The organism is Streptomyces sp. LS-MS-L19, from assembly GCF_058382285.1.
The window spans coordinates 4142076-4166628 of the sequence record NZ_JBYCLL010000001.1 but is presented as its reverse complement, the minus strand read 5'-3'; the positions used below and the strand labels follow the sequence as shown (position 1 = coordinate 4166628).

23 protein-coding genes and 1 riboswitch are annotated in these 24553 nt (G+C 70.9%); of the genes, 19 read left to right on the top strand and 4 right to left on the bottom strand.

The features are described 5' to 3' along the window. Positions 1-86: 86 nt before the first annotated feature. Entirely contained in the window at positions 87-671 is a 585-nt protein-coding gene (locus AC2XR2_RS18540; RefSeq protein ID WP_491515697.1) for a TetR/AcrR family transcriptional regulator, read from the bottom strand. Positions 672-788: 117 nt separating this feature from the next. Between AC2XR2_RS18540 and AC2XR2_RS18535 the strand changes: the two genes are divergently transcribed. Together AC2XR2_RS18535 and AC2XR2_RS18530 are read left to right on the top strand one after the other, a co-directional pair. Then, entirely contained in the window at positions 789-1718 is a 930-nt protein-coding gene (locus AC2XR2_RS18535) for an SCO6745 family protein (RefSeq protein WP_491515696.1), read from the top strand. 18 nt (positions 1719-1736) lie between these two features. After that, on the top strand, positions 1737-2333 hold the full coding sequence (locus tag AC2XR2_RS18530; RefSeq protein WP_381303865.1) for a nucleotidyltransferase family protein: 597 nt from the start codon (positions 1737-1739) through the stop codon (positions 2331-2333). 155 nt (positions 2334-2488) lie between these two features. On the opposite strand, the gene AC2XR2_RS18525 is transcribed toward AC2XR2_RS18530, so the two are convergent. Further along, on the bottom strand, positions 2489-2674 hold the full coding sequence (locus tag AC2XR2_RS18525; RefSeq protein WP_330266434.1) for an antitoxin: 186 nt from the start codon (positions 2672-2674) through the stop codon (positions 2489-2491). Between the two features lie 193 nt (positions 2675-2867). On the opposite strand from AC2XR2_RS18525, the gene AC2XR2_RS18520 reads away from it, so the two are divergent. After that, positions 2868-3581 carry an HNH endonuclease family protein gene (locus AC2XR2_RS18520; RefSeq protein ID WP_330269705.1) on the top strand — a complete coding sequence of 238 codons (714 nt, stop codon included), beginning with the start codon at positions 2868-2870 and terminating at the stop codon, positions 3579-3581. Positions 3582-3644: 63 nt separating this feature from the next. Continuing rightward, on the top strand, positions 3645-4388 hold the full coding sequence (locus AC2XR2_RS18515; RefSeq protein WP_491515695.1) for a GNAT family N-acetyltransferase: 744 nt from the start codon (positions 3645-3647) through the stop codon (positions 4386-4388). Between the two features lie 68 nt (positions 4389-4456). On the opposite strand, the gene AC2XR2_RS18510 is transcribed toward AC2XR2_RS18515, so the two are convergent. Further along, the gene (locus AC2XR2_RS18510) at positions 4457-5251 is read right to left on the bottom strand and encodes a hypothetical protein (protein ID WP_491515694.1); all 795 of its coding nucleotides are present in this window, start codon (positions 5249-5251) and stop codon (positions 4457-4459) included. 134 nt (positions 5252-5385) lie between these two features. After that, positions 5386-6078 carry an Rv1352/Rv1906c domain-containing protein gene (locus tag AC2XR2_RS18505; protein ID WP_491515693.1) on the bottom strand — a complete coding sequence of 231 codons (693 nt, stop codon included), beginning with the start codon at positions 6076-6078 and terminating at the stop codon, positions 5386-5388. 211 nt (positions 6079-6289) lie between these two features. On the opposite strand from AC2XR2_RS18505, the gene AC2XR2_RS18500 reads away from it, so the two are divergent. The 15 genes from AC2XR2_RS18500 to AC2XR2_RS18430 all read left to right on the top strand — a co-directional run bounded on the left by AC2XR2_RS18500 (position 6290) and on the right by AC2XR2_RS18430 (position 24514). Beyond that, the gene (locus tag AC2XR2_RS18500; protein ID WP_491515692.1) at positions 6290-8515 is read left to right on the top strand and encodes an N-6 DNA methylase; all 2226 of its coding nucleotides are present in this window, start codon (positions 6290-6292) and stop codon (positions 8513-8515) included. 172 nt (positions 8516-8687) lie between these two features. Further along, a complete protein-coding gene (locus tag AC2XR2_RS18495; protein ID WP_491515691.1) occupies positions 8688-9350 on the top strand; it encodes a hypothetical protein in 663 nt (220 codons plus the stop codon). 38 nt (positions 9351-9388) lie between these two features. After that, positions 9389-10882, top strand: coding sequence for a serine/threonine-protein kinase (locus tag AC2XR2_RS18490; RefSeq protein WP_391196840.1), 1494 nt, complete (start codon positions 9389-9391; stop codon positions 10880-10882). A gap of 148 nt (positions 10883-11030) precedes the next feature. After that, complete coding sequence (locus AC2XR2_RS18485; RefSeq protein ID WP_491515690.1) at positions 11031-11903, top strand: glycoside hydrolase domain-containing protein; 873 nt, start codon at positions 11031-11033, stop codon at positions 11901-11903. Positions 11904-12120: 217 nt separating this feature from the next. After that, positions 12121-12768 (top strand): SurA N-terminal domain-containing protein, encoded by a 648-nt coding sequence (locus AC2XR2_RS18480; RefSeq protein WP_381303850.1) that lies wholly within the window; start codon positions 12121-12123, stop codon positions 12766-12768. 121 nt (positions 12769-12889) lie between these two features. Beyond that, a complete protein-coding gene (locus AC2XR2_RS18475; RefSeq protein ID WP_491515689.1) occupies positions 12890-13972 on the top strand; it encodes a nucleoside triphosphate pyrophosphohydrolase in 1083 nt (360 codons plus the stop codon). Positions 13973-14083: 111 nt separating this feature from the next. Then, on the top strand, positions 14084-15364 hold the full coding sequence (locus AC2XR2_RS18470; RefSeq protein WP_491515688.1) for a cytochrome P450 family protein: 1281 nt from the start codon (positions 14084-14086) through the stop codon (positions 15362-15364). Between the two features lie 191 nt (positions 15365-15555). Continuing rightward, the gene (locus AC2XR2_RS18465; protein WP_491515687.1) at positions 15556-16554 is read left to right on the top strand and encodes a transglycosylase family protein; all 999 of its coding nucleotides are present in this window, start codon (positions 15556-15558) and stop codon (positions 16552-16554) included. A gap of 205 nt (positions 16555-16759) precedes the next feature. Further along, a riboswitch (cyclic di-AMP (ydaO/yuaA leader) is annotated at positions 16760-16927 on the top strand. Between the two features lie 3 nt (positions 16928-16930). Then, positions 16931-17611: a transglycosylase family protein gene (locus tag AC2XR2_RS18460; protein ID WP_449351177.1), complete on the top strand. Its 681-nt coding sequence runs from the start codon at positions 16931-16933 to the stop codon at positions 17609-17611. 293 nt (positions 17612-17904) lie between these two features. Further along, complete coding sequence (eno, locus tag AC2XR2_RS18455) at positions 17905-19191, top strand: phosphopyruvate hydratase (RefSeq protein WP_381303838.1); 1287 nt, start codon at positions 17905-17907, stop codon at positions 19189-19191. Between the two features lie 101 nt (positions 19192-19292). Then, entirely contained in the window at positions 19293-19769 is a 477-nt protein-coding gene (locus AC2XR2_RS18450) for an FtsB family cell division protein (protein WP_491515686.1), read from the top strand. Between the two features lie 27 nt (positions 19770-19796). Then, the gene (locus AC2XR2_RS18445; RefSeq protein WP_020120832.1) at positions 19797-20333 is read left to right on the top strand and encodes a DUF501 domain-containing protein; all 537 of its coding nucleotides are present in this window, start codon (positions 19797-19799) and stop codon (positions 20331-20333) included. Further along, positions 20330-21271, top strand: a complete 942-nt coding sequence (locus AC2XR2_RS18440) for a Ppx/GppA phosphatase family protein (protein WP_491515685.1) — start codon at positions 20330-20332, stop codon at positions 21269-21271. Before AC2XR2_RS18445 ends, AC2XR2_RS18440 begins: the two co-directional genes overlap by 4 nt. A gap of 432 nt (positions 21272-21703) precedes the next feature. Next, positions 21704-23080: an NAD(P)/FAD-dependent oxidoreductase gene (locus AC2XR2_RS18435; RefSeq protein ID WP_381303832.1), complete on the top strand. Its 1377-nt coding sequence runs from the start codon at positions 21704-21706 to the stop codon at positions 23078-23080. 144 nt (positions 23081-23224) lie between these two features. Continuing rightward, a complete protein-coding gene (locus AC2XR2_RS18430; protein ID WP_491515684.1) occupies positions 23225-24514 on the top strand; it encodes a class I SAM-dependent methyltransferase in 1290 nt (429 codons plus the stop codon). Positions 24515-24553: the final 39 nt, after the last annotated feature.

The following is a 24553-nucleotide window of genomic DNA, read 5'->3' as shown; positions in this document are numbered from 1 at the left end:
GTTGCCGGCCGGCCTGGGATCTGCCGGTATGCGCGGGTGCTGTTGCCGGCGGGGCCTGGGACCTGCCGCTCGGGCCGGCCGTGGGGTCAGGGCGTGCGGAAGAGTGTGGTCGCCAGGGTGCGGAACACCTCCTCCGGGTCCCTGTCGCCGACCGGCCCGTCCAGGTTGTGGCTGAGCAGCAGCGTCGCGAAACCGTGGGCGAGGGACCAGGCGGCGACTCCCGCGAGCCGGCTGTCGATGCCGAAGTCCTCGGCGCGGACGCCGGAGACCGAGGTGCGCAGGGCGTCGGTGGCCAGGGCACGGGCCGTGGTGAGTTCGAGGTCGTCGGCGCGCAGGAGTTCGGGCGCGAACATCACCTGGAAGTGGGCCGGGTGTTCGCGGGCGAAGCGGACGTAGCGGACGCCCGCGTCCTTGAGGTCCGCGGCTTCCTTGAGGCCTGCCGCCAGCAGCGCGAAGCCCTCGGCGGCGATCGCGGTCAGGAGCCCGGTGCGGTCCTTGAAGTGGTGGGCCGGGGCCGCGTGCGAGACGCCGGCGCGGCGGGCGAGGTCGCGCAGGCTCAGCCCGGCGGGTCCGTCGGCGGCGAGGACGTCGAGCGCCGCGGTGAGGATCGCGTGCCGGAGGTCGCCGTGGTGGTAGGGGCGATTCGGCTTCTTGGATTCCGCTGGTGCCATGGTCAGTACCCTACGCCCAATCTTGGCATTGACAAGTTCGGGGTGGATGGGTCAATCTAGTCAGTGTCAAGTTGTGGGCTCGGTTCGAGGGCTCCGGTGGCGACGGGGAGGTTTGTCATGTCGAAGAGTGACGGCAGGACCGAGGTGGAGGGCTCCGCTGGAGCGGCTCAGGCAGCCGGCGGGGCGGTGGAGCCAGGTCAGGTGCGCCGGCTCTGGCACCTGCTGGAGCCCCTGCACGCGGTGGTCTACTACGCGCCCGAGGTCTTCGAGGAGGTCGCGGCGCTCGGTTACGACACGAAGGAGCGCTGGCCGAGCTACTTCCCCCTGCGTGCCGCGCCGTTGGGGCCGGTGGGCGCCGGGCAGGTGGCCTCCGCCTTCTACAGCTTCAGCCCGCGCATGGTTGCCGAGCACATGGACTCCGCCTGGGCGGTCGCCGACCCCGCCGCGGTGTCGGCGGCGAGGATGCGGGGGATCGACCGGGCCTATCGTGCCCTGTTCGGTGACCGCGTCGGCGGCCCAGAGCTGGCGGCGGCCGCCGAACTCGCCCGGCGCGCCGCCGAGTCGGTGGACACCGCGGGCCGCCCGCTCGCCGCGGCCAACGCCGGGCTGGAGTGGCCCGAGGCCCCTCACCTCCAGCTGTGGCAGGCGGCCACGATCCTGCGCGAGCACCGCGGTGACGGCCACATAGCGGCCCTGCTCGTGGCGGGCCTCGACCCCGTCGAGTCGCTCGTCTCCTTCGCCGCGATCGGCGCCGCGTCCGTCGAGCGCTTCGAGAGCCGGGGCTGGAGTGCCGGGGAATGGCGGTCCGCCCGGGAGCGTCTGACGGCCCGTGGTCTGGTCGACGAGCACGGCGAGGCCACGGACGCCGGCCGCGACCTCCGGCACCACGTGGAACACCTGACCGACCAACTGGCGGCCAAACCCTGGCAGTTGCTGGGCGCGGCCGACACCGAACGGCTCGCGGACCTGCTCGGTGACTTCTGGGTCGCGGTGCTGTCGTCCGGGCTGCTCCCGTCGGAGACGACGCTGGGCATAGGCAGGGTCTGACCGTGATAGGCAGGGCGGATGTTCGGACGACTTCCTCTTGAGGAACAACTGGACGGCTTCCGCGCCGCCCTCGGGCGCAACGAGATCCTGACCGAGGTGATGGCGAGGACGGCGGAGCTTGACCTGCCGGGCTGGTACGTGACGGCGGGCTGCCTCTTCCAGACCGTGTGGAACGTGGTCACCGACAGGCCCCCGACCCAGGGCATCAAGGACTACGACGTCTTCTACTTCGACGACACCGATCTCTCCTGGGAGGCCGAGGACGCCGTGATCAAGGCAGGGCGGGAGGTGTTCGAGGGCCTGCCGGCCGAGGTCGAGATCCGCAACGAGGCCCGGGTGCACCTCTGGTACGAGCAGAAGTTCGGGGTGCCCTGCCCGCCCTACGACTCCACCGAGTCCGCCATCGACCGCTTCGCCGCGACGACCTGCTGTCTGGGCGTGCGACTGGAGCCCGGCGGTCAGTGGCGCGTCTACGCCCCGCACGGGCTGTCGGACGTGTTCAACCTCGTGCTCCGGCCCAACCCGGTCCTCGCGCCGAGAGAGGTCTACGAGGCCAAGGCCGCCCGCTGGAAGGAGGAGTGGCCGCAGCTGAGGGTGCTGCCGTGGCCGAGCTGATTGGCCGAGCTGACCGGCCGAGCTGACCGGTCGGCCTGCCCCGGCTTGATCCGTCGGGTGCGCCGAAGCCGCCCGCGGCAGACAGGCTCCGCGGACGGCCTCCAGGCTTACGGCTGGTCCGGCCTACGGCTGTTCCGGCCTACGGCAGTTCCGGCCTACGGCTGGTCCGGCCTGTCGCGGTCCATGCCGAGCGACCCCTCGATCTTCTGCTGTGCGTCGTCGACCTGGCTCTCGTACTTGTTGCCGGTCCGGTCGTTGACCTTCCGTTCCGCCATGTCGGACATGCCCTTGGCCTTGTCCTGCGCCTGGCGGTTGCTCTTGAACCTGTCGAAGATGCCCATCCAGAGCTCCTTCCGGAGGTGACTCAGACATGACGATACGGCCGTTATATCCGTGATGCCCACTCGAAGGGCGTACGGTCCGGACCTCCTGAATGCCGCGGTGCGCCCGCTCGCTACGGTGTGCGCGACGACGTACCAGGGAAAGCGCACCCTGCGGGGGCGGACCGGGTTTGCAAGGGGAGGGGCGCACGTGATGCGTCTGAGGGGCGGGGCCGCGGCCGCCGTCGTGCTGGTGTTCGCCGTGGCCGGGTGCAAGGCGGAGACGACCACGGGGTCCGGAGGACCGGAGGAGACCGGGGGCTCGGGCGCGGCCCTCACCGCCGCCGAGTCGCTCACCGTCAAGGGCCGTGCGCCCAAGACGGGTTACGACCGCGACAGGTTCGGCACCGCGTGGGCCGACACGGACTCGAACGACTGCGACACCCGCGACGACATACTCAAGCGCGACCTGGAGGACGTGAAGTTCACCGGCGGGGACTGCAAGGTCTCCTACGGCGTGCTGGAGTCGGACCCGTACTCCGGCAAGGAGGTGACCTACCGGCGGGGCCGCAGCCAGGTCGACATCGATCATGTGGTCGCGCTCTCCGACGCCTGGCAGAAGGGCGCCAAGTACTGGGACGCCGGCAAGCGCATAGCTCTGGCCAACGACCCGCTCAACCTCCTCGCCGTCGACGCGAGCACCAACCGTTCCAAGGGGGACGGCGACACGGCGACGTGGTTGCCGCCCAACAAGGGGTACCGGTGCACTTATGTGGCCGCCCAGGTCGCGGTGAAGAAGAAGTACCAGCTATGGGTCACGGCCGCCGAGAAGTCCGCGATGGAGAAGGTCCTCTCGGGCTGCCCCGGCCAGAAGCTGCCGACCGGCGGCAACCCGACCGAGGCACCGCCGAGGTTCCACGCGGACTGACGGGCCGTCGCGGTCGGGAAAACACGCTTTCCGGTGCGAGGGGCCGCGGCCTACGGTGATCGCATGGAGCTGAAGGTGTCGAGTCTTGCCGAGCGTCCCGAGATGCGGGAGCGCGTCCTCGGCATGGCCAACAGCTGGCCGGAGTTCGTGACGCAGGATCCCGTGGGCAACGCCCACTACGGGCGGATCTCCGCCGAACTCCCCGAGTACGTGCTGTTCGCCGAGGACGAGCGGGGTGAGGTCGTGGCGCACGCCCACAGCGTGCCCTTCGCCCTGCACACCGCGGAACGCGGCGAACTGCCCGCCCGGGGCTGGGACGAGACGCTGGTGTGGGCGTTCGGAGACCTGCGCCGGGGCGTGCGGCCCGACACGGTCAGCGCCATCTCGGTCGTCGTCGATCCGCGTGCCCAGGGCCGGGGCCTGTCCGCCCGGATGCTCTCGGCGATGCGTGACAACGCCCGCGCGCACGGCTTCAGCGAGGTCGTCGCCCCGGTCCGGCCCAGCGCCAAGCACCTGGAACCGCACACGCCCATCGAGGAGTACGCCTATCGCGTCCGGCCCGACGGGCTGCCGTACGACCCCTGGCTCCGCGTCCACGCCCGGGCCGGTGCCGCCGTCCACGCGGTGGCGCCCGCCTCCATGACGGTGGCCGGCTCGCTGGAGCAGTGGCGTGGCTGGACCGGCCTGCCTTTCGACACCCAGGGCGATATCGAGGTGCCGGGGGCACTGGTGCCGGTGCGGTGTGAGCCGGAGCGCGGGTACGCGGTGTATGTGGAGCCCAACGTGTGGATGCGGCACGCCCTGTGAGCGTGCCGCATCCTGGTGGGGAGTTGCCGGACCCGTGCGTCCCCGCGTGATGTGTCGGGTTCCTCGGCTCAGCCGCCCAGGGCGTCGAGGTCCAGGATCTCGCCGGCGGGCTTCTGCGCCGGGACCGGCTCGTCGAAGTCGCTGAAGGTGACCGACCCCTGGTCCGCCCCGGCCGTGCTGTCGACGCGCAGCAGATACGGCTTGCCCTCGGTGGCGACGTACAGGGTGTAGCGGTCCTTGCCGTCCTTCTCGTGCAGGACGATCGCCGGCGTCCCGTCGACGGTGGTCGTCTTTCCGCGGGTGGCGTCGGAGCCGGTGTCCTCGGCGCCCTCGAGCACCTTGGTCAGGTCGCAGAAGTCCCCGAACTCCTTGGCGTCCGCGCCCGTCGCCTTCGTCTTGGTCCACTTGCCGGCCAGCATGGCCACGGCCGCGTCGGTGTCCGACTTCGACTCGCCGTCGCTCTGCTCGCGCAGGAACGCCTCGTCGAACTTCATGTACACGAGGTCGCCGGTCTTGATCAGCTCGGTCCGGCCCTTGCCGCCCATGCCGATGGTGCCGGCGCACTCGCCCTTCTTGTTCAGGGCCACGTCGAGGCTGATGGTGCCGCCGCTCTCGTCGTCGGGGATGTCGCCCTTCATCCGCAGCGAGGAGGCGCCGGTCGTGGCCTTCGTGGCCTGCTCGGCTATCTCGCCGCCGGTCAGCCCGGCGAACGGCTCCTTCTTCGCGGCCGACTTGGCGGGTGCGGCGGACGTGCTGGAGACGCCCGTGCCGCTGTCCGACGTGTCCTGGCCGGGCTGGCATCCGGTGAGTCCTGCGGTGGCCGCGGCGGCGATGCAGAGAGCGGCAAGTGCGGTACGGCGCATGGCGATTCCTTGGTGGTGATGCGGTGAAATGCAGTGAGGTGACGTGCGGTGACGAGGTGCGGGGCGCGCGCTGTGCGGGTGGCACGCCCCGGCGGTGGGTGCGGGCCGGGCCCGACCGAAGAGGGCCGGGCGCTTCAGCCGGTCTTCTTCCAGTCCTTGCAGCCCGCCGTCTTGAAGTAGCCGTCCGAGGCGCTGATCCTCACCACGGCCGTGCCGTTGGCGTTGTCGTTCGCGAGGATCGAGTCGATGCCGTGCTCGGCGTCCTTGGTGCGCTCCCAGTAGCAGGAGTCGTCGGTGTTGCCGGTGGACTTGTAGGTGCCGGGGGCGATGTCGGCGCCGACTCTGAACATGCCGCCGTCGCCGGACATCTCGGTGGCGGGGGACCCCTTGGCCTTCGCGTCGACGGCTTCCCAGTCGTTGCAGTCACTCGACTTGAAGAGCTTGTCGCCGGCCTTGACGGTGACGTAACTCGTGCCGGTGACATTGTCGTTGGCCAGCAGCGAGTCCATCTCGCCCGAGGCGTCCTTGGCCCGCTCCCAGTAGCACATGCCGTCGTCGTTGCCGGTGGTGCGATAGGTGCCGGGCTTGACGTCCGAACCGACCTGGAAGTCGCCGTCCCCCGAGAACGCGGCCTTCTTCTCGGCCTCGGCCTTGTCGCTGCCCTTGTCGCTCTTCTTGGTCCCGGTCTCGCGCCCCGACAACGCCGAAGATCGCTTGCCGCTGCCGCCGGAGGAGCCGTCTTCGTCGACCCCGGCGCATGCGGAGACGCCCCCGATGACGACGATCCCCACGACGGCGCTCAGCGCGACCTTGCCCTTCATGCCCATGACTGTGTCCCCCTCCGACGCGGCGACCGCCGCCCATCCGGCGGCCGCTCGTTCGCTGGGTCAATAAGACCAGAGCCTGTGAACCGAGTCAACACGGTTCACGAAAGTGGTGACGTACACGGCCGTGAAGCGGTAGATCTTGCGCACGTCGGTATGCTCGGCGTCACAGGCGGGCCGCAGGGGTGGCGCGGCCGACGAGGGGAGCGGGCGGGTGCAGGACAACGCGACTGAGGTGACCGCCGCCGGCATCGCACGGCTGGCCGGGGTGGGCCGTGCGGCCGTCAGCAACTGGCGGCGCCGCCACGCCGACTTCCCGAGACCCGTCGGCGGCACCGAGACCAGCCCCTCCTTCGCCCTCGCCGAGGTCGAGTCCTGGTTGCGCAAGCAGGGGAAACTCGCCGAGGTGCCGCTGCGGGAGCGCGTCTGGCAGCAGCTCTCCGGGCACCCCGAGGGGCCGGTCACCGCCCTCACCCACGCGGGCTGCGTCCTGCTGCTGATCCACGACCGGCCGCCGGTCTGGCTGGACGTGAGCGCCGGTTCCGACGAACGCCTCGCGTCGATGCTCCCGGGAGCGCTGCGGGACGTACTGACACCGCGCTTCGGGAGGGAACCGGCGGCCGTGGACGTGTCGGGGGCCGCAGACGTCTCGGGGGCCGCGGACACCTCGGGGCCCGTGGGCGCCTGGGGGACCGTGAACACCTCGACCGCTGTGAACACATCCGGCACCGATCACAGATCACCGGGCGCCGCCAGCCCCTCCGCTGTGAACACCCGACCTGCCGTGAACACCCCACCCCCCGTGCACACCGGAGCGGTACTGCACGCCCCCACCGCCGCCGAACTCCTCCCCTCCGTCCCCCTCCTGCGCGGGGTCGCCGAGCTCGCCGCCGAGCTGGGCGCCCGTCAGACCTTCGAGTTCCTGCTGGGACGGCACCTGGACGCCAACCCGCGCCAGTACACGCTCACCCCGGCCGACCTGGCCGGTCTCATGGCCGACCTGGTGGGTCCCGTCCGCACCGTCCTCGACCCGGCCTGCGGCACCGGCGCCCTCCTGAAGGCCGCCGCCACCCGTCCCGAACAGCGGCTCTACGCCCAGGACAGCGCCCCCGAACTCGCCGCGCTCACCACGCTCCGGCTCGCGCTGCACACCTGGTCCACCGTGCGCGGCGCCACCGGTGACACCCTGCGCGCCGACGCCTATCCCCAGCTGCACGCCGACGCCGTGCTGTGCCACCCGCCGTTCAACGAGCGCAACTGGGGCCACGACGAACTCGCCTACGACCCCCGCTGGGAGTACGGCTTCCCGGCCCGCAACGAGTCCGAGCTCGCCTGGGTCCAGCACGCGCTCGCCCGCCTCAAGGACGGCGGCGCCGGCGTCCTGCTCATGCCTCCCGCCGCCGCCTCCCGCCGCTCGGGCCGCCGGATCCGCGCCGACCTGCTGCGCCGCGGTGCCCTGCGCGCCGTGATCGCCCTGCCGGTCGGGGCGGCGCCGCCGTACAACATCCCGCTGCACCTGTGGGTGCTGCGCCGCCCGGAGAAGGCGCCCGCGCAGCCGGAGGTGCTGCTCGTCGACGTCGGGCGGTACGCGGGCGAGGGACGCGGCGGGCCGGACTGGCGGGCCGTGCGCGAGGCCGTGCTCGACGCCTGGCAGGCCTTCGGCCGGGCCGGCAAGTTCGCCGAACGGCCCGGTCTGGCCCGCGCGCTGCCCGTCATCGACCTCCTCGACGACGACGTGGACCTCGCCCCCGCCCGGCACTTGCCGCCGCCCACCGCGGCCGACGGAGCCGAACAGCTCACGGCCGTTCGCGAGCGCCTGGGCGAGACTTTGCGCCTGACCGCCGACCTCACCCCGCCGCCCGCCGACAGCGCGCGCCCCGCGCGGTGGCCGCTCACCACCATCGGCGAACTCGCGCGCGGGGGCGCCCTGCTGCTGCACACGGGCGGAAGCGGCGGCCACGCGCGTGTGCCCGTCCTCACCGACCATGACGTCCTCTCCGGGGCGGCCCCCTCGGGGACGCTGCCAGAGAGCGACGAGGAGGCCGTGCTGACCGAACCCGGCGATGTCGTCGTACCGGTGCTCGGCGGGGGCTCGGTGGCGCGGGTGATCGACGAGGCGACCGGGGGCGCCGCGCTGGGGCGCAACCTCGTGCTCCTGCGCCCCGATCCCGCCGCGCTCGACCCCTGGTTCCTCGCCGGCTTCCTGCGCGGCACCGCCAACAACCGCCAGGCCAGCAGCTACGCCTCCACCGCGACCCGCCTGGACGTGCGCCGGCTCCAACTGCCCAGGCTGCCGCTCGACGAGCAACGGCGTTACGGCGAACGCTTCCGCGCGCTCGACGAGTTCGAGCGGGCCCTGCGCCACGCGGGCCGGCTCGGGGAGCAACTCGTGCGCGGGATGTACGACGGCCTCACGGACGGGACGGTCGCGCCCGGTTGACCCGACCGGTCGATCCGGCCGGCTGAGCGCCCCGGCTGAGCGACCCGACTGACCGCCCCGGACTCACCGCCCGACTGATCAGGACGACAACGGTTCGGTACAACCCGTGACCTGTTGTCGGTATCGGCCTATACGCTCGAACCCCACATCGAATCCCGGTTCAGGAGCGTTCATGTACGGCCACGGCGCGGCGCCGCCCGCTCGCGACTCGGGCACGGTCATCACCCTGCGCGTGGTGCTCGCCGCCGTCGGTTTCCTCTCGTGCGGCCTGCTCGCCTGCGCACCCCTGTTCCGGATCGCGTTCCTGCGCGGCCGGGTGGTCGACTGGGTGCTGGCCTGGGCGAGCCTGCCGCTGTCCATCGCGTGCTTCGCGGTGGTCGGCTCGCTCCCGGAGAGCGACCGCAGGACCGACGTCGCGATGTCCCTGGTCCTGCTGCTCGGCCTCTTCAGCAGCGTGTACTTCCTGGTCATGGACATCCGGGTGCACCAGCAGAGGCGGTTCACCGGCTACCTGCCGCCCCAGGGCCCCACCGTCCACACCGGCTACGGCTACCCGCACCCGCAGCCGCACCCGACGCCGGCGCCGACACCGCCGTACACCTCGACCGTCCTGCCCCCGCCGCAGCCCCGCCCCCAGCCGCCCGTGCCTCCGGTCTCCGGCCCCGGCCCGGGCCCGGGTTCCGGTGTCGTGCCGCCCCCGCCGCAGCGCCCCGCGCCCGCCCGCATCGACCAGGTGCGCGCCGAACTCGACGAGCTCAGCGACTACCTGCGCAAGCACGACGGCGGCCACGGCGACGGCGGTACCGGAAGCGGCAACCACGACGGCGGCAGGTGACCGTGGCGACAGGGCGTGTCGTCGCAGGCCGCTATGAACTGTCCACGCTCATCGGACAGGGCGGCATGGGCCAGGTCTGGACGGCCTACGACCAGCGGCTCGACCGGCGCGTGGCGGTGAAGCTGCTGCGCCCCGACAAGGTGGCCGGGCAGGAGGCGGACGAGCTGCGCCGCCGGTTCGTGCGGGAGTGCCGGGTGACCGCGCAGGTCGACCACCCCGGGCTCGTCACCGTGCACGACGCGGGCAGCGAGGGCGAGGAGCTGTTCCTCGTCATGCAGTACGTCGACGGCGCGGACCTCTCCGACCATCTGGCCGAGCACGACCCGTACCCCTGGCAGTGGGCGGTCGCGGTCGCCGCGCAACTGTGCGCCGTACTGAGTGCCGTGCACGCCGTGCCGATCGTCCACCGCGACCTCAAGCCACGCAATGTGATGGTGAAGCAGGACGGCACGGTCACCGTCCTCGACCTGGGCGTGGCCTCGGTCATGGACACCGACACCACCCGCCTCACGCACACCGGTTCGCCGATCGGCTCGCCCGCCTACATGGCCCCCGAGCAGGCCATGGGCGGCTCGGTCGGCCCGTACACCGACCTGTACGCGCTCGGTGTGCTGCTGCACGAACTCCTCAGCGGAGACGTCCCGTTCGCGGGTTCCACGGCCCTCGGCGTGCTGCACCGGCACCTGTACGAGCCGCCGCTGCCCGTGCGCCGCACCCGCCCCGAAGTCCCCGAGGCACTGGAGGCGCTGGTCCTGCGGCTGCTCGCCAAGGACCCGCAGCACCGCCCGGCCTCCGCGCAGGACGTGTACGAGGACCTGGCGTTGTTGCTGCCCGCGCGCGGGATGCCCACCGGAGCGCCCCTCGACCCCACACGCCCCTTCCTGCGGCCGCACGCCCCCTGGCCGGACCGCGCGCGCACGCCCGCGCCCCAGCCCGCCCCCGTCACGCCCGTCCCGGAGAAGGCCGAGAAACCGGACGTCGCGCGCGCGGTCGACGAGGTCAAGCGGCTCCTCGGCGAGGGGCGCATCACCCAGGCCGTCGACATCCTCGGCGCGATCCTGCCCACGGCCGCCGAACAGCACGGCGCCAACTCCCCGGTCGTCCGCACCCTGCGCAAGCAGTACGCCGCGACCCTCATGGACGACGGCCAGTACCGGCGCGCGCTGCCCGAACTGCGCCGCCTCGCCGACGAACGCGCCGCCGAGGCCGGCCACGCCGACCCGCAGTCCCTGCGCTTCCGCTACGACGCCGCCCAGTGCCTGGAACAACTCGGCGAACCGGCGGCCGCACTGGCCGAATACCGCGCTTTGCTGCCGTACTACGAGAACCAGTACGTGGCCGGCGGCCCCGAACTCGCCCACGACGTCCGCCGCCGCATCGGCCACCTCCTGCTCGCCCTCGGCGACCGGCCGGCCGCCCACGACACCCTCGCGCGGCTGCTGCACGACGTGGAACGGCTCCAGGGACCCGGCCACCCGCTCGCCGCCGAGGTCCGCCGGACGCTCCAGTGGCTGGGCCAGGTGCGCGGCTAGCCGGGGCGCCGGTCTTTGCCGTGCCCTGAGAGAATCTTGTGGTCTCGAGGGGCTTGTGTTTCCGAAAGGCATGCCCGACGCCGGATAGCTTTGCGCGTCGTTTCAGCCATGCAAGCCACGCACAGCACAACCAGGGGTGGGGTCGTCCATGTCGTCCAGGTCGTCAAGGTCGTCAAGGTCCAGCCGGTCCGGCACGTCAGGCCATCGGCAGTCGAAGAAGCGCAGATACGTCAGCTGGGGCATCGCCGGGGCGGTCGTGCTCGCCGGCGCGGGCCTCGCCGCGCAGACCTCGATGGCCGCCACCACCTGGCCCGCCCAGAAGACGTACACCGGACGCGCCTTCGACACCTGCGCCGCCCCCTCCCTCTCCGCGATGAAGGCCTGGCACGGTGGCCTGTACGGCGCCGCGGCCGTCTACATCGGCGGCAAGAACCGCGGCTGCGCCCAGCCCAACCTCACCGCCTCCTGGGTCAAGTCGGTCAGCGCGGTCGGCTGGAAGCTCATCCCCCTCTATGTCGGCGCCCAGCCGTCCTGCCAGACGGGCTCCAGCCCGGAGAAGCTCACCGCCTCCACCGCAGCCTCCCTGGGCGCCAAGGACGGCGCCGACGCGGTCGCCAAGGCCTCCGCACTCGGCATGAAGGTCGGCAGCCCGATCTTCCTGGACATGGAGGCTTACGACATCACCAACAAGGCGTGCAACGACGCGGTGCTCACCTATGTGCGCGCGTTCGACAAGACGCTGCGCGCCAAGACGTACCGCGCGGGCTTCTACGGCTTCACCAGCTCCAGCGCCAAGGCGATCGCCAACGCCACCGACAGGACCGACCTGCCGGGCAACCTCTGGTACGCGCTGTGGAACAAGCAGAACACCACGACGACGGACTGGCCGTTCGGCAAGACCCAGTACACCGACCACAGCCGCGGTCACCAGTACCTGGTCAACAGCAAGGAGACGCGGAACGGCTACACGATCACCGTGGACCGGGACGCCTGGGACGGGCCGGTGGCGATCACCGGCTGAGGGCGGCCACGCGTGCGCGGATGAGGCGGGCGCACACGAGCCTGGCCGAGGGCTGCCCACGCGTGCGTGACGGCCGTGGCGCGGTGCGGGCGGCGCGGCGGTGCCCGAAGTCCTGGTGAATCGTTGGTCGAATGGGTTGGCCAGAGCCGGTCACCTGCCTACCATCGATCACCGCAAGACCTTGTGCACCGTCGCACAATCTCCTCGGGAGGCTTCCTTGCACCGCCGTCGTCGCACCGCGCTAGTCCTCTCCGCCGCCCTCGCCTGCGCGGCACCCCTCCTCACCGCCTGCGGAAACGACGCGCATCCCGGCGCGGCGGCCGTCGTCGGCGGCCAGCGGATCACCGTCGCGCAGCTGGAGAACCGGGTCACCGAGGTGCGCGACGCCCAGCGGGCGGCCGTCACGGACGAGACGCAGTACGCGCAGGCCATCGCCAAGACCGGCACCCTCGCCCGCGACGTCCTGCACGGCATGGTCCTCGACCGGGTGCTGCACCGGGCCGCCGAGGACGCGCACGTGAGCGTGACCCGCAAGGAGGTCCAGCAACTGCGCGCCGGTCTGGAGGAGCAGGCCGGTGGGTCGAAGGGCCTGGAGACGGCGTGGCTCCAGCAGTACGGCATCGCGCCCGAACGCCTCGACGAGAGCCTCCGCCTCCAGCTGGAGGCCCAGAAGCTCGCGGCGAAGCTCGGCACCGACACCAGCGATCCCGCCTTCTGGGGCGCCCTGACCAAGGCCTCCAAGGAACTCGACGTCGACCTCAACCCGCGCTACGGCACGTGGGACGCCCAGAAGAGCGCCCGGGCGGACGCGAAGACGCCGTGGGTGCGGGAGGTCACCGGGGCGGGCAGCGAGCAGACGGCGTAGGGGAGGCAGGGCGCATCACCGCGGGGTGAAGCGCCCGGACGAAGATCATACGATCGCATCGTCACCCCCGCCCTGTGGACAACCCGATCTCCCCGTCGGCGGTGTGCGTTAGCTTCGAATCGTGAACGCAACCGGCTTCGAGCCCGCCCCCGACCAGGACGACCAGCACGACCAGGCCCTCAATACGGCGCCCGCCGCCGACAGGGCGCCCGCCCCCGACACGGCCTCCGTCCCCGGCCGTATCGTCCTGCTCACCACCAGCCACCGCGTCGCCCCCGGCCTGCTCTCCTGGCCCGCCTGGCAGGCGCTGCACGCGGCCGACCGTGTTCTCTGCGCGGACGGGGCGCATCCCCAGCTGCCGTATCTGCGGGAGGCGGGGATACGCGTGGACGAGGCGGCGCCGACGGCCGAGGAGCTGGTGGGCGTGTGCGCGGGCGGGAACACGGTGGTCGTCGTGGCCACCGGAGAGGGCGAGCCGGCCCTCACGGACGGCCTGGCCCGGCTGGCCGGTTCCGGACGTGTGCAGATGCCCGAGCTGGAGCTGCTCCCCGCCTCGTACGACCTGCCCGGCGCCCGGCTCCTCGACCTCGTGCAGGTCATGGACCGGATCCGCGCGGAGTGCCCGTGGTCCTCCCAGCAGACCCACAAGGGCCTGGCGAAGTACGGGATCGAGGAGGCGTACGAACTCGTCGAGGCGATCGAGGAGGGCGACCGCGACGAACTGCGCGAGGAACTCGGTGACGTCCTGCTCCAGGTGATCTTCCACTCCCGTATCGCGGAGGACGACCCGGACACCCCCTTCTCCATCGACGACGTGGCCGGCGGGATCGTCGCCAAGCTCATCCACCGCCACCCGCATGTCTTCGGCGACGAGACGGCCACCACCCCCGAGGAGGTCAAGGCGCACTGGCTGCGCACCAAGGCGATAGAGAAGCAGCGCACCTCGGTGACCGAAGGCGTCCCCCTCGGCCAGCCCGGCCTGGCCCTCGCGGCGAAGCTGGCGTCACGCGTGCGGACGGCGGGACTGGAGGTCCCCCTGCCCGCGGGCGAGGGCATCGGCTACGAACTCCTCGCCCTGGCCGCCCGCGCGGAGGCCGACGGAACAGACCCGGAGGCAGCCCTGCGAGCAGCCGCCCGCGCCTACCGGGACGCGATCCGCCGGACGGAGACGGACACGAAGTCGGAGACGGGGAAGCAGACCTGAGCGACGCCCCCGGGGATGCCGGGCGGGCGGTTGGAAGCGACGGCACGGTCATGGAGCCGTAGGAGAAGGAGACCGGAGCAGACCCCCCGAAAACCCGGCTACGGTCAAGGAGTGACCGACCAGCCCACCGCCACCCCCACCCCCACTCCCACCCCTGACCTCTTCACCTGGGAGTTCGCCACCGACCCCTACCCCGCCTACGCCTGGCTCCGGGAGCACGCCCCCGTGCACCGGACCCGGTTGCCCAGCGGTGTGGAGGCCTGGCTGGTCACCCGGTACGGCGACGCCAAGCAGGCGCTCGCCGATCAGCGGCTCAGCAAGAACCCGGCGCATCATGACGAGCCGGAGCACGCCAAGGGGAAGACCGGTATCCCCGGCGAGCGCAAGGCGGAGCTGATGACGCATCTGCTGAACATCGACCCGCCGGACCACACCAGGCTCCGACGGCTCGTCAGCAAGGCGTTCACGCCGAGGAGGGTCGCCGAGTTCGCGCCCCGGGTGCAGGAGTTGACGGACCATCTCATCGACCGGTTCGCGGCGACCGGCTCCGCCGACCTCATCCACGACTTCGCCTTCCCGCTCCCCATCTACGCGATCTGCGACCTCCTCGGCGTCCCCCGTGAGGACCAGGACGACTTCCGGGACTGGGCGGGCATGATGATCCGTCACGGGGGAGGGCCGCGGGGCGGGGTCGCGCGGTCCGTGAAGAAGATGCGCGGGTATCTCGCCGAGCTCATCCACCGCAAGCGGGAAGCGCTGCCCGCCGAGCCCACCCCCGGTGAGGACCTCATCTCGGGGCTCATCCGGGCCTCCGACCACGGCGAGCACCTCACCGAGAACGAGGCCGCGGCGATGGCCTTCATCCTGCTGTTCGCCGGCTTCGAGACCACCGTCAACCTCATCGGCAACGGCACCTACGCCCTGCTCACCCACCCCGAGCAGCGCGAGCGGCTCCAGCGGTCCCTCGCCGACGGCCGAAGCGACCTCCTGGAGACGGGGGTGGAGGAACTGCTGCGCTACGACGGGCCGGTCGAGCTCGCCACCTGGCGGTTCGCCACCGGGCCCCTGCGCATCGGCGGTCAGGACATCGCGGCCGGCGACCCCGTGCTCGTGGTGCTCGCCGCGGCGGACCGGGATCCGGAGCGGTTCGCCGACCCCGATGTGCTCGATCTGTCCCGCCGTGACAATCAGCACCTCGGTTACGGACACAGCATCCACTACTGCCTCGGCGCCCCGCTCGCCCGGCTGGAGGGCCAGACCGCGCTCGCCACGCTTCTGACCCGTCTCCCCGATCTGCAACTCGCGGTGGATTCAGCCGATTTGCGCTGGCGTGGCGGGCTCATCATGCGTGGACTGCGTACTTTGCCCGTGGAGTTCACACCCGTCCGGTAATCGACCGACGAGTCCACTGAACCCCGTAGGAGGGCCGGTTAAACATGACGCGCTCTCAACTCTGTGATCTTCACGTGATCTACGCGGCATTAACTTGTGACAAGTGATCGAACCCCTATACGTTCACGGACCAGCGCGGTGGCCTGAACCACTTGCCGCGCGGGCTCTGCTGTCTCGGGAAAGGTCCCTCCATGCTCTCCGGGAACGGTCGTCACCGTCGCCCCCGTCAGGCTCCGGCCCTGCTCGTGGCGGCCGGCGTGACAGGATCCGCCATCGCGATCCCCCTGCTCGCGGCGAGCGGGGCGAGTGCCGCGACCGGCACCACCTGGGACCGGGTGGCGGAGTGCGAGAGCGGTGGCTCCTGGAGCGCCAACGACGGCAACGGCTACTACGGCGGCCTCCAGATGTCCCAGGAGAACTGGGAGAAGTACGGCGGTCTCGAGTACGCCAAGACCGCCGACCTGGCGAGTCGCAACCAGCAGATAGCCGTGGCCGAGAAGCTCCTCGCGGACCAGGGCATCGCCGCCTGGCCGACCTGCGGTCTGCTCTCCGGACTCAGCAAGGACTCGAGCTCGGCCGGCGTCGACACCGGCGTGGGGAGCGGAACGCCCTCGCCGTCGGCGTCCGGATCGTCGGAATCATCCGGCTCGTCCAACTCGTCCGGTTCCGCCGACTCGTCGGAGACCGAGGACTCTCCCGGCCTGCTCGACGCGCTGGACGGTTCGGCCGCGACGCCCTCGCCGTCGGCCACTCCGTCCAACGGTGACGAAAGCGCATCCAAGTCGGGCAAATCCGCCCCCAAGGGGCCAGAAGCCTCGGTCAAGGAGAGCGCGCAGCCTTCCGACGGTTCGCCCGTGGTGAGCGCAGAAGAGGATGAAGCGGACAAGTCGTGGCAGGAGGGCGGTTCTTCGGCCCTCGTCGACGTCGGTGCCCTCGGCTCCGGCAAGCACCGCGGCGACAGTGTCGAGGAGGTCACGACGAAGAGCGCGACGCCCTCCGCGGCTCCCTCCGGTGGCCGTCACGCCGCTCGCACCTACACCGTCCAGGAAGGCGACTCCCTCGCCTCCATCGCCGACTCCCTTGGTCTCGACGGTGGATGGCGCGCCCTCTACGCCGAGAACAAGGACCGCATCGGCGCCGACCCGAGCAACATCTCCGCCGGTCAGACGCTCGACACAGGGGCTGAATAGGGCCGAAAAGGCCTGAAAAACAGCGGCAGTTCACGTCACGCTTCGCACCGAATGTCCACTTTGGTGAAAGTGTGGGATGAGTCTCAGAAGCCCTGATCGTCTTTGAAATTCCGCCGAGCGCGTGTCTACCGTCGTCACCGCTCGGCAACCCGAGCCCCGTCTGTCGCAACGCCGAATCCTGCCAGCGGCCGTACGGGAACAGTCGTCGCGTCAAGCGCCGTAGGCAGGAGCGGGGGACCCAAGGTAAGCGCCGGGCCCAGCAGTTCACGCTGGACCGGCTTGGGGTGAAGCCGCGCACCGCAGGGTGCGCGACCGGGCAACTCAACCGGCCCGAACCCGACAGCTCACCTCGCAGGCGTCGGTGAGGGGATCCACCATGCTGTTTTCCGGCAAGGGCAAGCACCGTCGTCCGTCCAAGGCCACCCGCGCCGCCGCGCTCGCCGGCGTCACCGGTGTCGCCATCGCCGCCCCGCTGATGGCGGCCGGCAACGCCTCCGCCGCCACCGCCTCCGAGTGGGACGCCGTCGCCCAGTGCGAGTCCGGCGGCAACTGGTCCATCAACACCGGCAACGGCTACTACGGCGGTCTCCAGTTCTCCGCCTCCACCTGGGCCGCGTACGGCGGCACGCAGTACGCCGCGCAGGCCAACCAGGCCAGCAAGGCGCAGCAGATAGCCGTCGCCGAGAAGGTCCTCGCCTCCCAGGGCAAGGGTGCCTGGCCGGTCTGCGGCACGGGCCTGTCCAGCGCCGCCTACAACGGCGGCACCAGCTCGTCCGCCGGCTCCTCGAACTCGGGCTCCAGCAGCCGTTCCACCGACGAGCAGAGCGCCTCCCGCTCCACCGACCGCCCGGCGGCCAAGAAGACCGTCACCACCCCGACCGGCAAGAAGGTCAAGAAGGGCGACGGCGAGTACAAGGTCGTCAAGGGTGACACCCTCAGCTCGATCGCCGAGAAGCACAAGGTCAAGGGCGGCTGGCAGAAGCTGTTCAAGCTGAACAAGGACATCATCACCGATGCCGACTTCATCTACCCCGGCCAGCAGCTGCACCTGAAGTAAGGACCCAGCTGAACCACAGCGCCCTCACAGCCGTGGTCCTCATACTGAAGGCCTCGTGAGGGCCACCCCCCCGTCCCCACGGGCTCCCCGCTCCGGTGCGTGTTCCCCCGTACGCACCGGGGCGGGGTTTTTTGCGCGCGCTTGCACGGCGGTCTTTGTTCAGTTCAGAAACAATTTACTCTCGGTTTCGTCCACAGGTCGGTCCACACAGTGGCCGATACCCCGGAGCCGGTTAGGCTCTAGGCGCAAGGCCCACGCGGCCCCGCACAACCAGCGTCAGATCCAAGAAGGAGATGCTCGTGCCGTCCATCGACGTCGTCGTAGCCAGGGAAATCCTCGACTCGCGAGGCAACCCCACCGTCGAGGTCGAGGTCGGCCTCGACGACGGCAGCACCGGTCGTGCCGCCGTCCCCTCCGGCGCCTCCACCGGTGCCTTCGAGGCCATCGAGCTCCGCGACGGTGACCCGAACCGCTACCAGGGCAAGGGTGTCGAGAAGGCCGTCCTCGCCGTCATCGAGCAGATCGGCCCGGAGCTCGTCGGCTACGACGCCACCGAGCAGCGCCTGATCGACCAGGCGATGTTCGACCTGGACGCCACCGACAACAAGGGCTCGCTCGGCGCCAACGCCATCCTCGGCGTCTCCCTCGCCGTCGCCCACGCCGCCTCCGAGGCCAGCGACCTGCCGCTCTTCCGCTACCTGGGCGGCCCGAACGCGCACCTGCTGCCCGTTCCGATGATGAACATCCTGAACGGCGGCTCGCACGCCGACTCCAACGTGGACATCCAGGAGTTCATGATCGCCCCGATCGGCGCGGAGTCCTTCTCCGAGGCGCTGCGCTGGGGCACCGAGGTCTACCACACCCTCAAGAAGGTCCTGAAGAGCAAGGGTCTGTCCACCGGCCTCGGCGACGAGGGCGGCTTCGCCCCGAACCTCGAGTCCAACCGCGCCGCCCTCGACCTCATCCTCGAGGCGATCAAGGAAGCCGGTTACATCCCCGGCGAGCAGGTCGCCCTCGCGCTCGACGTCGCCGCCTCCGAGTTCTACAAGGACGGCAAGTACCAGTTCGAGGGCAAGGAGCGCTCCGCCGCCGAGATGACGGAGTACTACGAGGAGCTCGTGGCGGCCTACCCGCTCGTCTCCATCGAGGACCCGCTGTTCGAGGACGACTGGGCCGGCTGGAAGGTCCTCACCGACAAGCTGGGCGACAAGGTCCAGATCGTCGGCGACGACCTGTTCGTCACCAACCCGGAGCGCCTGGCCCGCGGCATCGAGGACGGCGCCGCCAACGCGCTCCTCGTCAAGGTGAACCAGATCGGCTCGCTCACCGAGACCCTGGACGCCGTGGAGCTCGCCCAGCGCAGCGGCTTCAAGTGCATGATGTCCCACCGCTCCGGCGAGACCGAGGACGTCACCATCGCCGACCTGGCCGTCGCCACCAACTGCGGCCAGATCAAGACCGGCGCCCCGGCCCGCTCCGAGCGCGTCGCCAAGTACAACCAGCTGCTGCGCATCGAGGAGATCCTCGACGACGCCGCGGTCTACGCCGGCCGCAGCGCCTTCCCGCGCTTCAAGGGCTGACCCTTAAGGGGCTAAGCCTTAGCCAGTCGTACGTACGTCCCCGTACCGGTCCCGTACCGTGTGCGGGGACGTACGCACGTAGAAGGGGAGGCGGAGAGCCGATGGCCGTGAAGGACCGGGACCGTTTCTCCACCGTGACCAGGATCAAGCTGCTCGGCGAGCAGACCGCGGCCCGGGTCTACCGCTCCCAGACCAAACGCCAGGCCCGCCGCTCCCGGCTCACCGGCCGGGCCGCGCTGCTCGCCCTCGTGGTGTGCACCCTGGTGGTGGCGCTGGCGTACCCGATAAGGCAGTACGTCTCCCAGCGCGCCGAGATCTCCGATCTCCAGCGGGAGAAGGCACAGGCCGCCGAGCGGGTCGAGAAGCTGCGCGACCTCAAGGCACGCTGGCAGGACGACGCGTACGCGGAGCAGCAGATCCGGCAGCGGCTGCACTACGTGCTGCCGGGGGAGACGGGCTTCATCGTCGTCGACCCGAACGCGGCCAAGCAGTCCCGCACCGATCTCGGGGTGGCCGACCGCCCCTGGTACTCCAACGTCTGGGACGGCGTCGACAAGTCCGACGCCTCCGACCGATGAGACCGTGAGACCTAGAGAAAGACAGGCATGGAAACGCCCCCGCCGACCACCCCGCGCACCGAGCCGACCGACGCCGACGTCGAGGCCTTCAAGCAGCAGCTCGGGCGGCCGCCGCGCGGACTGCGCGCGATCGCGCACCGCTGCCCCTGCGGACAGCCGGACGTGGTGGAGACGGCCCCTCGCCTCCCCGACGGCACGCCCTTCCCGACGACGTACTACCTGACGTGCCCGCGCGCCGCCTCGGCGATCGGCACGCTGGAGGCGAACGGCGTCATGAAGGAGATGACGGAGCGGCTGCAGACCGACCCGGAGCTGGCGAAGGCGTACCGGGCCGCGCACGAGGACTATCTCGCCCGCCGTGACGCCATCGAGGTGCTGGAGGGCTTCCCGAGCGCGGGCGGTATGCCGGACCGGGTGAAGTGCCTGCACGTCCTGGTCGGCCACTCGCTGGCCGCCGGCCCGGGCGTCAACCCGCTGGGCGACGAGGCGATCGCGATGCTCCCGGAGTGGTGGCGCAAGGGCGCCTGCGTGACCCTCCCCGAGCAGCAGGAGGACACCAAGTGACCCGGGTCGCCGCCATCGACTGCGGTACGAACTCCATTCGCCTCCTCGTCGCCGACTGCGACCCGGAGACCGGTGAACTCGTCGATCTGGACCGCCGTATGACGATCGTGCGGCTGGGCCAGGGAGTCGACCGGACCGGGCGGCTCGCGCCCGAGGCCCTGGAGCGGACCTTCGCCGCGTGCCGGGAGTACGCGGCGGTCATCAAGGAGCACGGCGCCGAGCGGCTGCGGTTCGTCGCCACCTCCGCCTCCCGGGACGCGGAGAACCGGGACGACTTCGTCCGGGGCGTCCTCGACATCCTCGGCGTGGAGCCCGAGGTCATCTCCGGGGACCAGGAGGCCGAGTTCTCCTTCACCGGGGCGACCAAGGAGCTCACCGGCAGCGACCACCTGGCCAAGCCGTATCTCGTGGTCGACATCGGCGGCGGCTCGACGGAGTTCGTGGTCGGCGACGACCATGTGCGCGCCGCACGCTCCGTGGACGTGGGCTGTGTGCGGATGACCGAGCGGCACCTCGTCCAGGACGGGGCCGTCAGCGACCCGCCGACCGCCGCGCAGATCACCGCCATGCGCGCCGACATCGAGGCCGCCCTCGACCTCGCCGAGCGGACCGTGCCGCTGCGTGAGGCCCGCACCCTGGTGGGGCTCGCCGGGTCCGTCACCACCGTGTCGGCGATCGCCCAGGAGCTGCCCGAGTACGACTCCGAGGCCATCCACCACTCCCGGGTCTCCCACGGCCGGGTCCGCGAGATCACCGAGTGGCTGCTGCGCTCCACCCACGCCGAACGCGCGGCCGTTCCCTCCATGCATCCGGGGCGGGTGGACGTCATCGGCGCGGGGGCCCTGGTCCTCCTCGCGATCATGGAGCGGATCGGTGCCGAGGAGGTCGTCGTCAGCGAGCACGACATCCTCGACGGCATCGCCTGGTCGGTCGCCTAGGCCGCGCCGGGCACCTCTGCTGAGCAGGTAGAACAACGGATGAGCACGTTCGAGGGGCCCTTCGGGGCCCCTCTTTGACGTGCCGCCGAGAAAGTTCGTGAAGTTCTTCACAAGGAATTGGGCCCCGTCGAGCGACGAATGGGGCCCGGTTGGCCCTTACGGGGGCCCAACACCCGTGTGAACATGTTCAAAAGGGGGAGATGCGGGCCTCGGGCGAGGGGTGCGTGAGGGGCTCGCGAAGGGGGCTCACAGGGCGGTCCGAGGTACGGAGAGGCAGCTCACGCGGCATTGACAACGGTGATCCCTATACCGTGGTTCCCGTTCTTCGCCATGACCTGGATCACGCGGGTCGCGGAGGATAGCACACCCTCTGCAAGAGCTTGTGAAGGGGCGCACGAGCGACCCCCCTGGGGCGGGTGGATACTCGATGGCATGAGCACCACGGAGCGTCCCAGGATCCTCGTAGTAGGCGGTGGGTACGTAGGCCTGTACGCAGCTCGGCGCATCCTCAAGAAGATGCGCTACGGCGAGGCGACCGTCACGGTCGTCGACCCCCGGTCGTACATGACCTACCAGCCCTTCCTCCCCGAAACCGCCGCCGGCAACATCTCCCCGCGCCACGTCGTCGTCCCGCTGCGACGCGTGCTGCCGAAGGCGGAGGTTCTCACCGGCCGGGTCACCACCATCGACCAGGACCGCAAGGTCGCCACGATCGCCCCGCTGGTGGGCGAGGCGTACGAGCTGCCTTTCGACTACCTGGTGATCGCGCTCGGCGCGGTCTCCCGCACCTTCCCGATCCCCGGCCTCGCCGAGCAGGGCATCGGCATGAAGGGCATCGAGGAGGCCATCGGCCTGCGCAACCACGTGCTTGAGCAGCTCGACAAGGCCGACTCCACGACCGACGAGGAGATCCGCCGCAAGGCGCTCACCTTCGTCTTCATCGGCGGTGGCTTCGCGGGTGCGGAGACCATCGGCGAGGTCGAGGACATGGCCCGCGACGCGGCCAAGTACTACACCAACGTCTCCCGCGAGGACATGCGGTTCATCCTCGTCGACGCCGCCGACAAGATCCTTCCCGAGGTCGGTCCCAAGCTCGGCCAGTACGGCAAGGAGCACCTGGAGAGCCGCGGTGTGGAGATCTACCTCTCCACCTCGATGGACTCCTGCGTCGACGGCCACGTGGTCCTGAAGAACGGCCTCGAGGTCGACTCCAGCACCATCGTGTGGACCGCGGGCGTCAAGCCCAACCCGGTCCTCGCCCGCTACGGCCTCCCGCTGGGCCCGCGCGGCCACGTGGACACCGCCCCGACCCTCCAGGTCCAGGGCACCGACTACATCTGGGCCGCCGGCGACAACGCCCAGGTCCCGGACGTCGCCGCCCGCAAGGCCGGCGTCGAGAACGCCTGGTGCCCGCCGAACGCCCAGCACGCGCTGCGCCAGGCCAGGGTCCTCGGCGACAACGTGATCTCCGGCTTGCGGGGCTTCCCGCAGAAGGAGTACAGCCACTCCAACAAGGGTGCTGTCGCGGGGCTCGGCCTGCACAAGGGCGTCGCGATGATCGTCATGGGCAAGATGAAGATCAAGCTCAAGGGTCGTCTCGCCTGGTACATGCACCGCGGCTACCACGGTCTGGCCATGCCGACCTGGAACCGCAAGATCCGCGTCTTCGCCGACTGGACCCTCGGCATGTTCCTCAAGCGCGAGGTCGTCTCCCTCGGCGCCATGGAGAACCCGCGCGAGGAGTTCTACGAGGCCGCGCGTCCGGTCCCGGCCGCCGAGCCGAAGAAGACCGAGGCGAAGGCCTCCTGACCTCTCCGGTCGCCGTACGAACCGAAGGGCCCCCTGCCATCCGTGGTGCAGGGGGCCTTTCGGGGTTTTCCGGGACTGATCATGACCCTTCGGTTGTTTACCCAGGTGGACAAATCCGGGATCCTCGTCACGGAGGTGTGGATCATGGCGGATGCCGCACTGCGGCTGAAGAGTCTGCTCGAACAGTTGCTGGGTGCCGGGCTGCCGGTGCGGATCCGGGCCTGGGACGGCTCACAGGCGGGACCGCCCGGCGCGCCCACCCTGGTCGTCCGCAACCGCCGTGCCGTACGCCGGCTGCTGTGGAAGCCGGGCGAGCTGGGCCTGGCCCGCGCCTGGGTCGCCGGGGACCTCGACATCGAGGGCGACTTCTACGGCGCCCTCGGTCTGCTCTCCGGACTGGTCTGGGAGCGTGAAAACACCCGCTCCGCCGTCCGGGTCCTGCGCGACGCACGGACCCGCGCCGCGCTGCTCGGACTGGTCCGGCTCGGCGGACTCCCGCTGCCCCCGGCCCCGCCCCGCGAGGAGATCCGCCGCGCCCGGGGCCATCTGCACACCCGGCGCAGCGACAAGCGCGCCATCAGCCACCACTACGACGTCGGCAACGGCTTCTACGAGATCGTCCTCGGTCCGTCGATGGTGTACTCCTGCGCCTACTGGCCGGACCCGGACAGCACCCTGGAGCAGGCCCAGCACGACAAGCTCGACCTCGTCTGCCGCAAGCTCGCGCTCCGGCCCGGGCAGCGGCTCCTCGACGTCGGCTGCGGCTGGGGCTCCATGGCGATTCACGCCGCCCGCGAGTACGGCGTGAGCGTCGTCGGCATCACCCTCTCGCACGAGCAGGCGGCCTACGCCCGCAAGCGGGTCGCGGACGCCGGGCTGACCGACCGGGTCGAGATCCGCGTCCAGGACTACCGGGACGTGACCGACGGGCCGTACGACGCGATCTCCTCCATCGGCATGGCCGAGCACGTGGGGTCGGAGAAGTACCTGGAGTACGCCCAGGACCTGTACCGGCTGCTGGCGCCCGGCGGGCGGCTGCTCAACCACCAGATCGCCCGGCGCCCGATGCCCGACGAATCGGCGTACGACCTCGACGAGTTCATCGACGCCTACGTCTTCCCCGACGGCGAGCTCGCCCCCGTGGGCACCACGGTCACCCAGCTGGAGCGGGCCGGGTTCGAGGTGCGGGACGTCGAGTCGATCCGGGAGCACTACGCGCTCACCCTGCGCCGCTGGGTCGCCAATCTGGAGGCGCGGTGGGAGCGGGCGGTCCGGCTCACCGGCCCGGGCCGGGCCCGGGTCTGGCGTCTCTACATGGCCGCCTGCGCCCTCGGCTTCGAACGCAACCACCTCGGCGTCAACCAGGTCCTCGCCGTCCGCACCCCCGAATCCGGCATCTCCGGAATGCCGCTGCGGGCCCGCACCTGGAACTGAGACGGGGAGAGGCGCCGCGGACCGCTTCCGCTCAGGGAG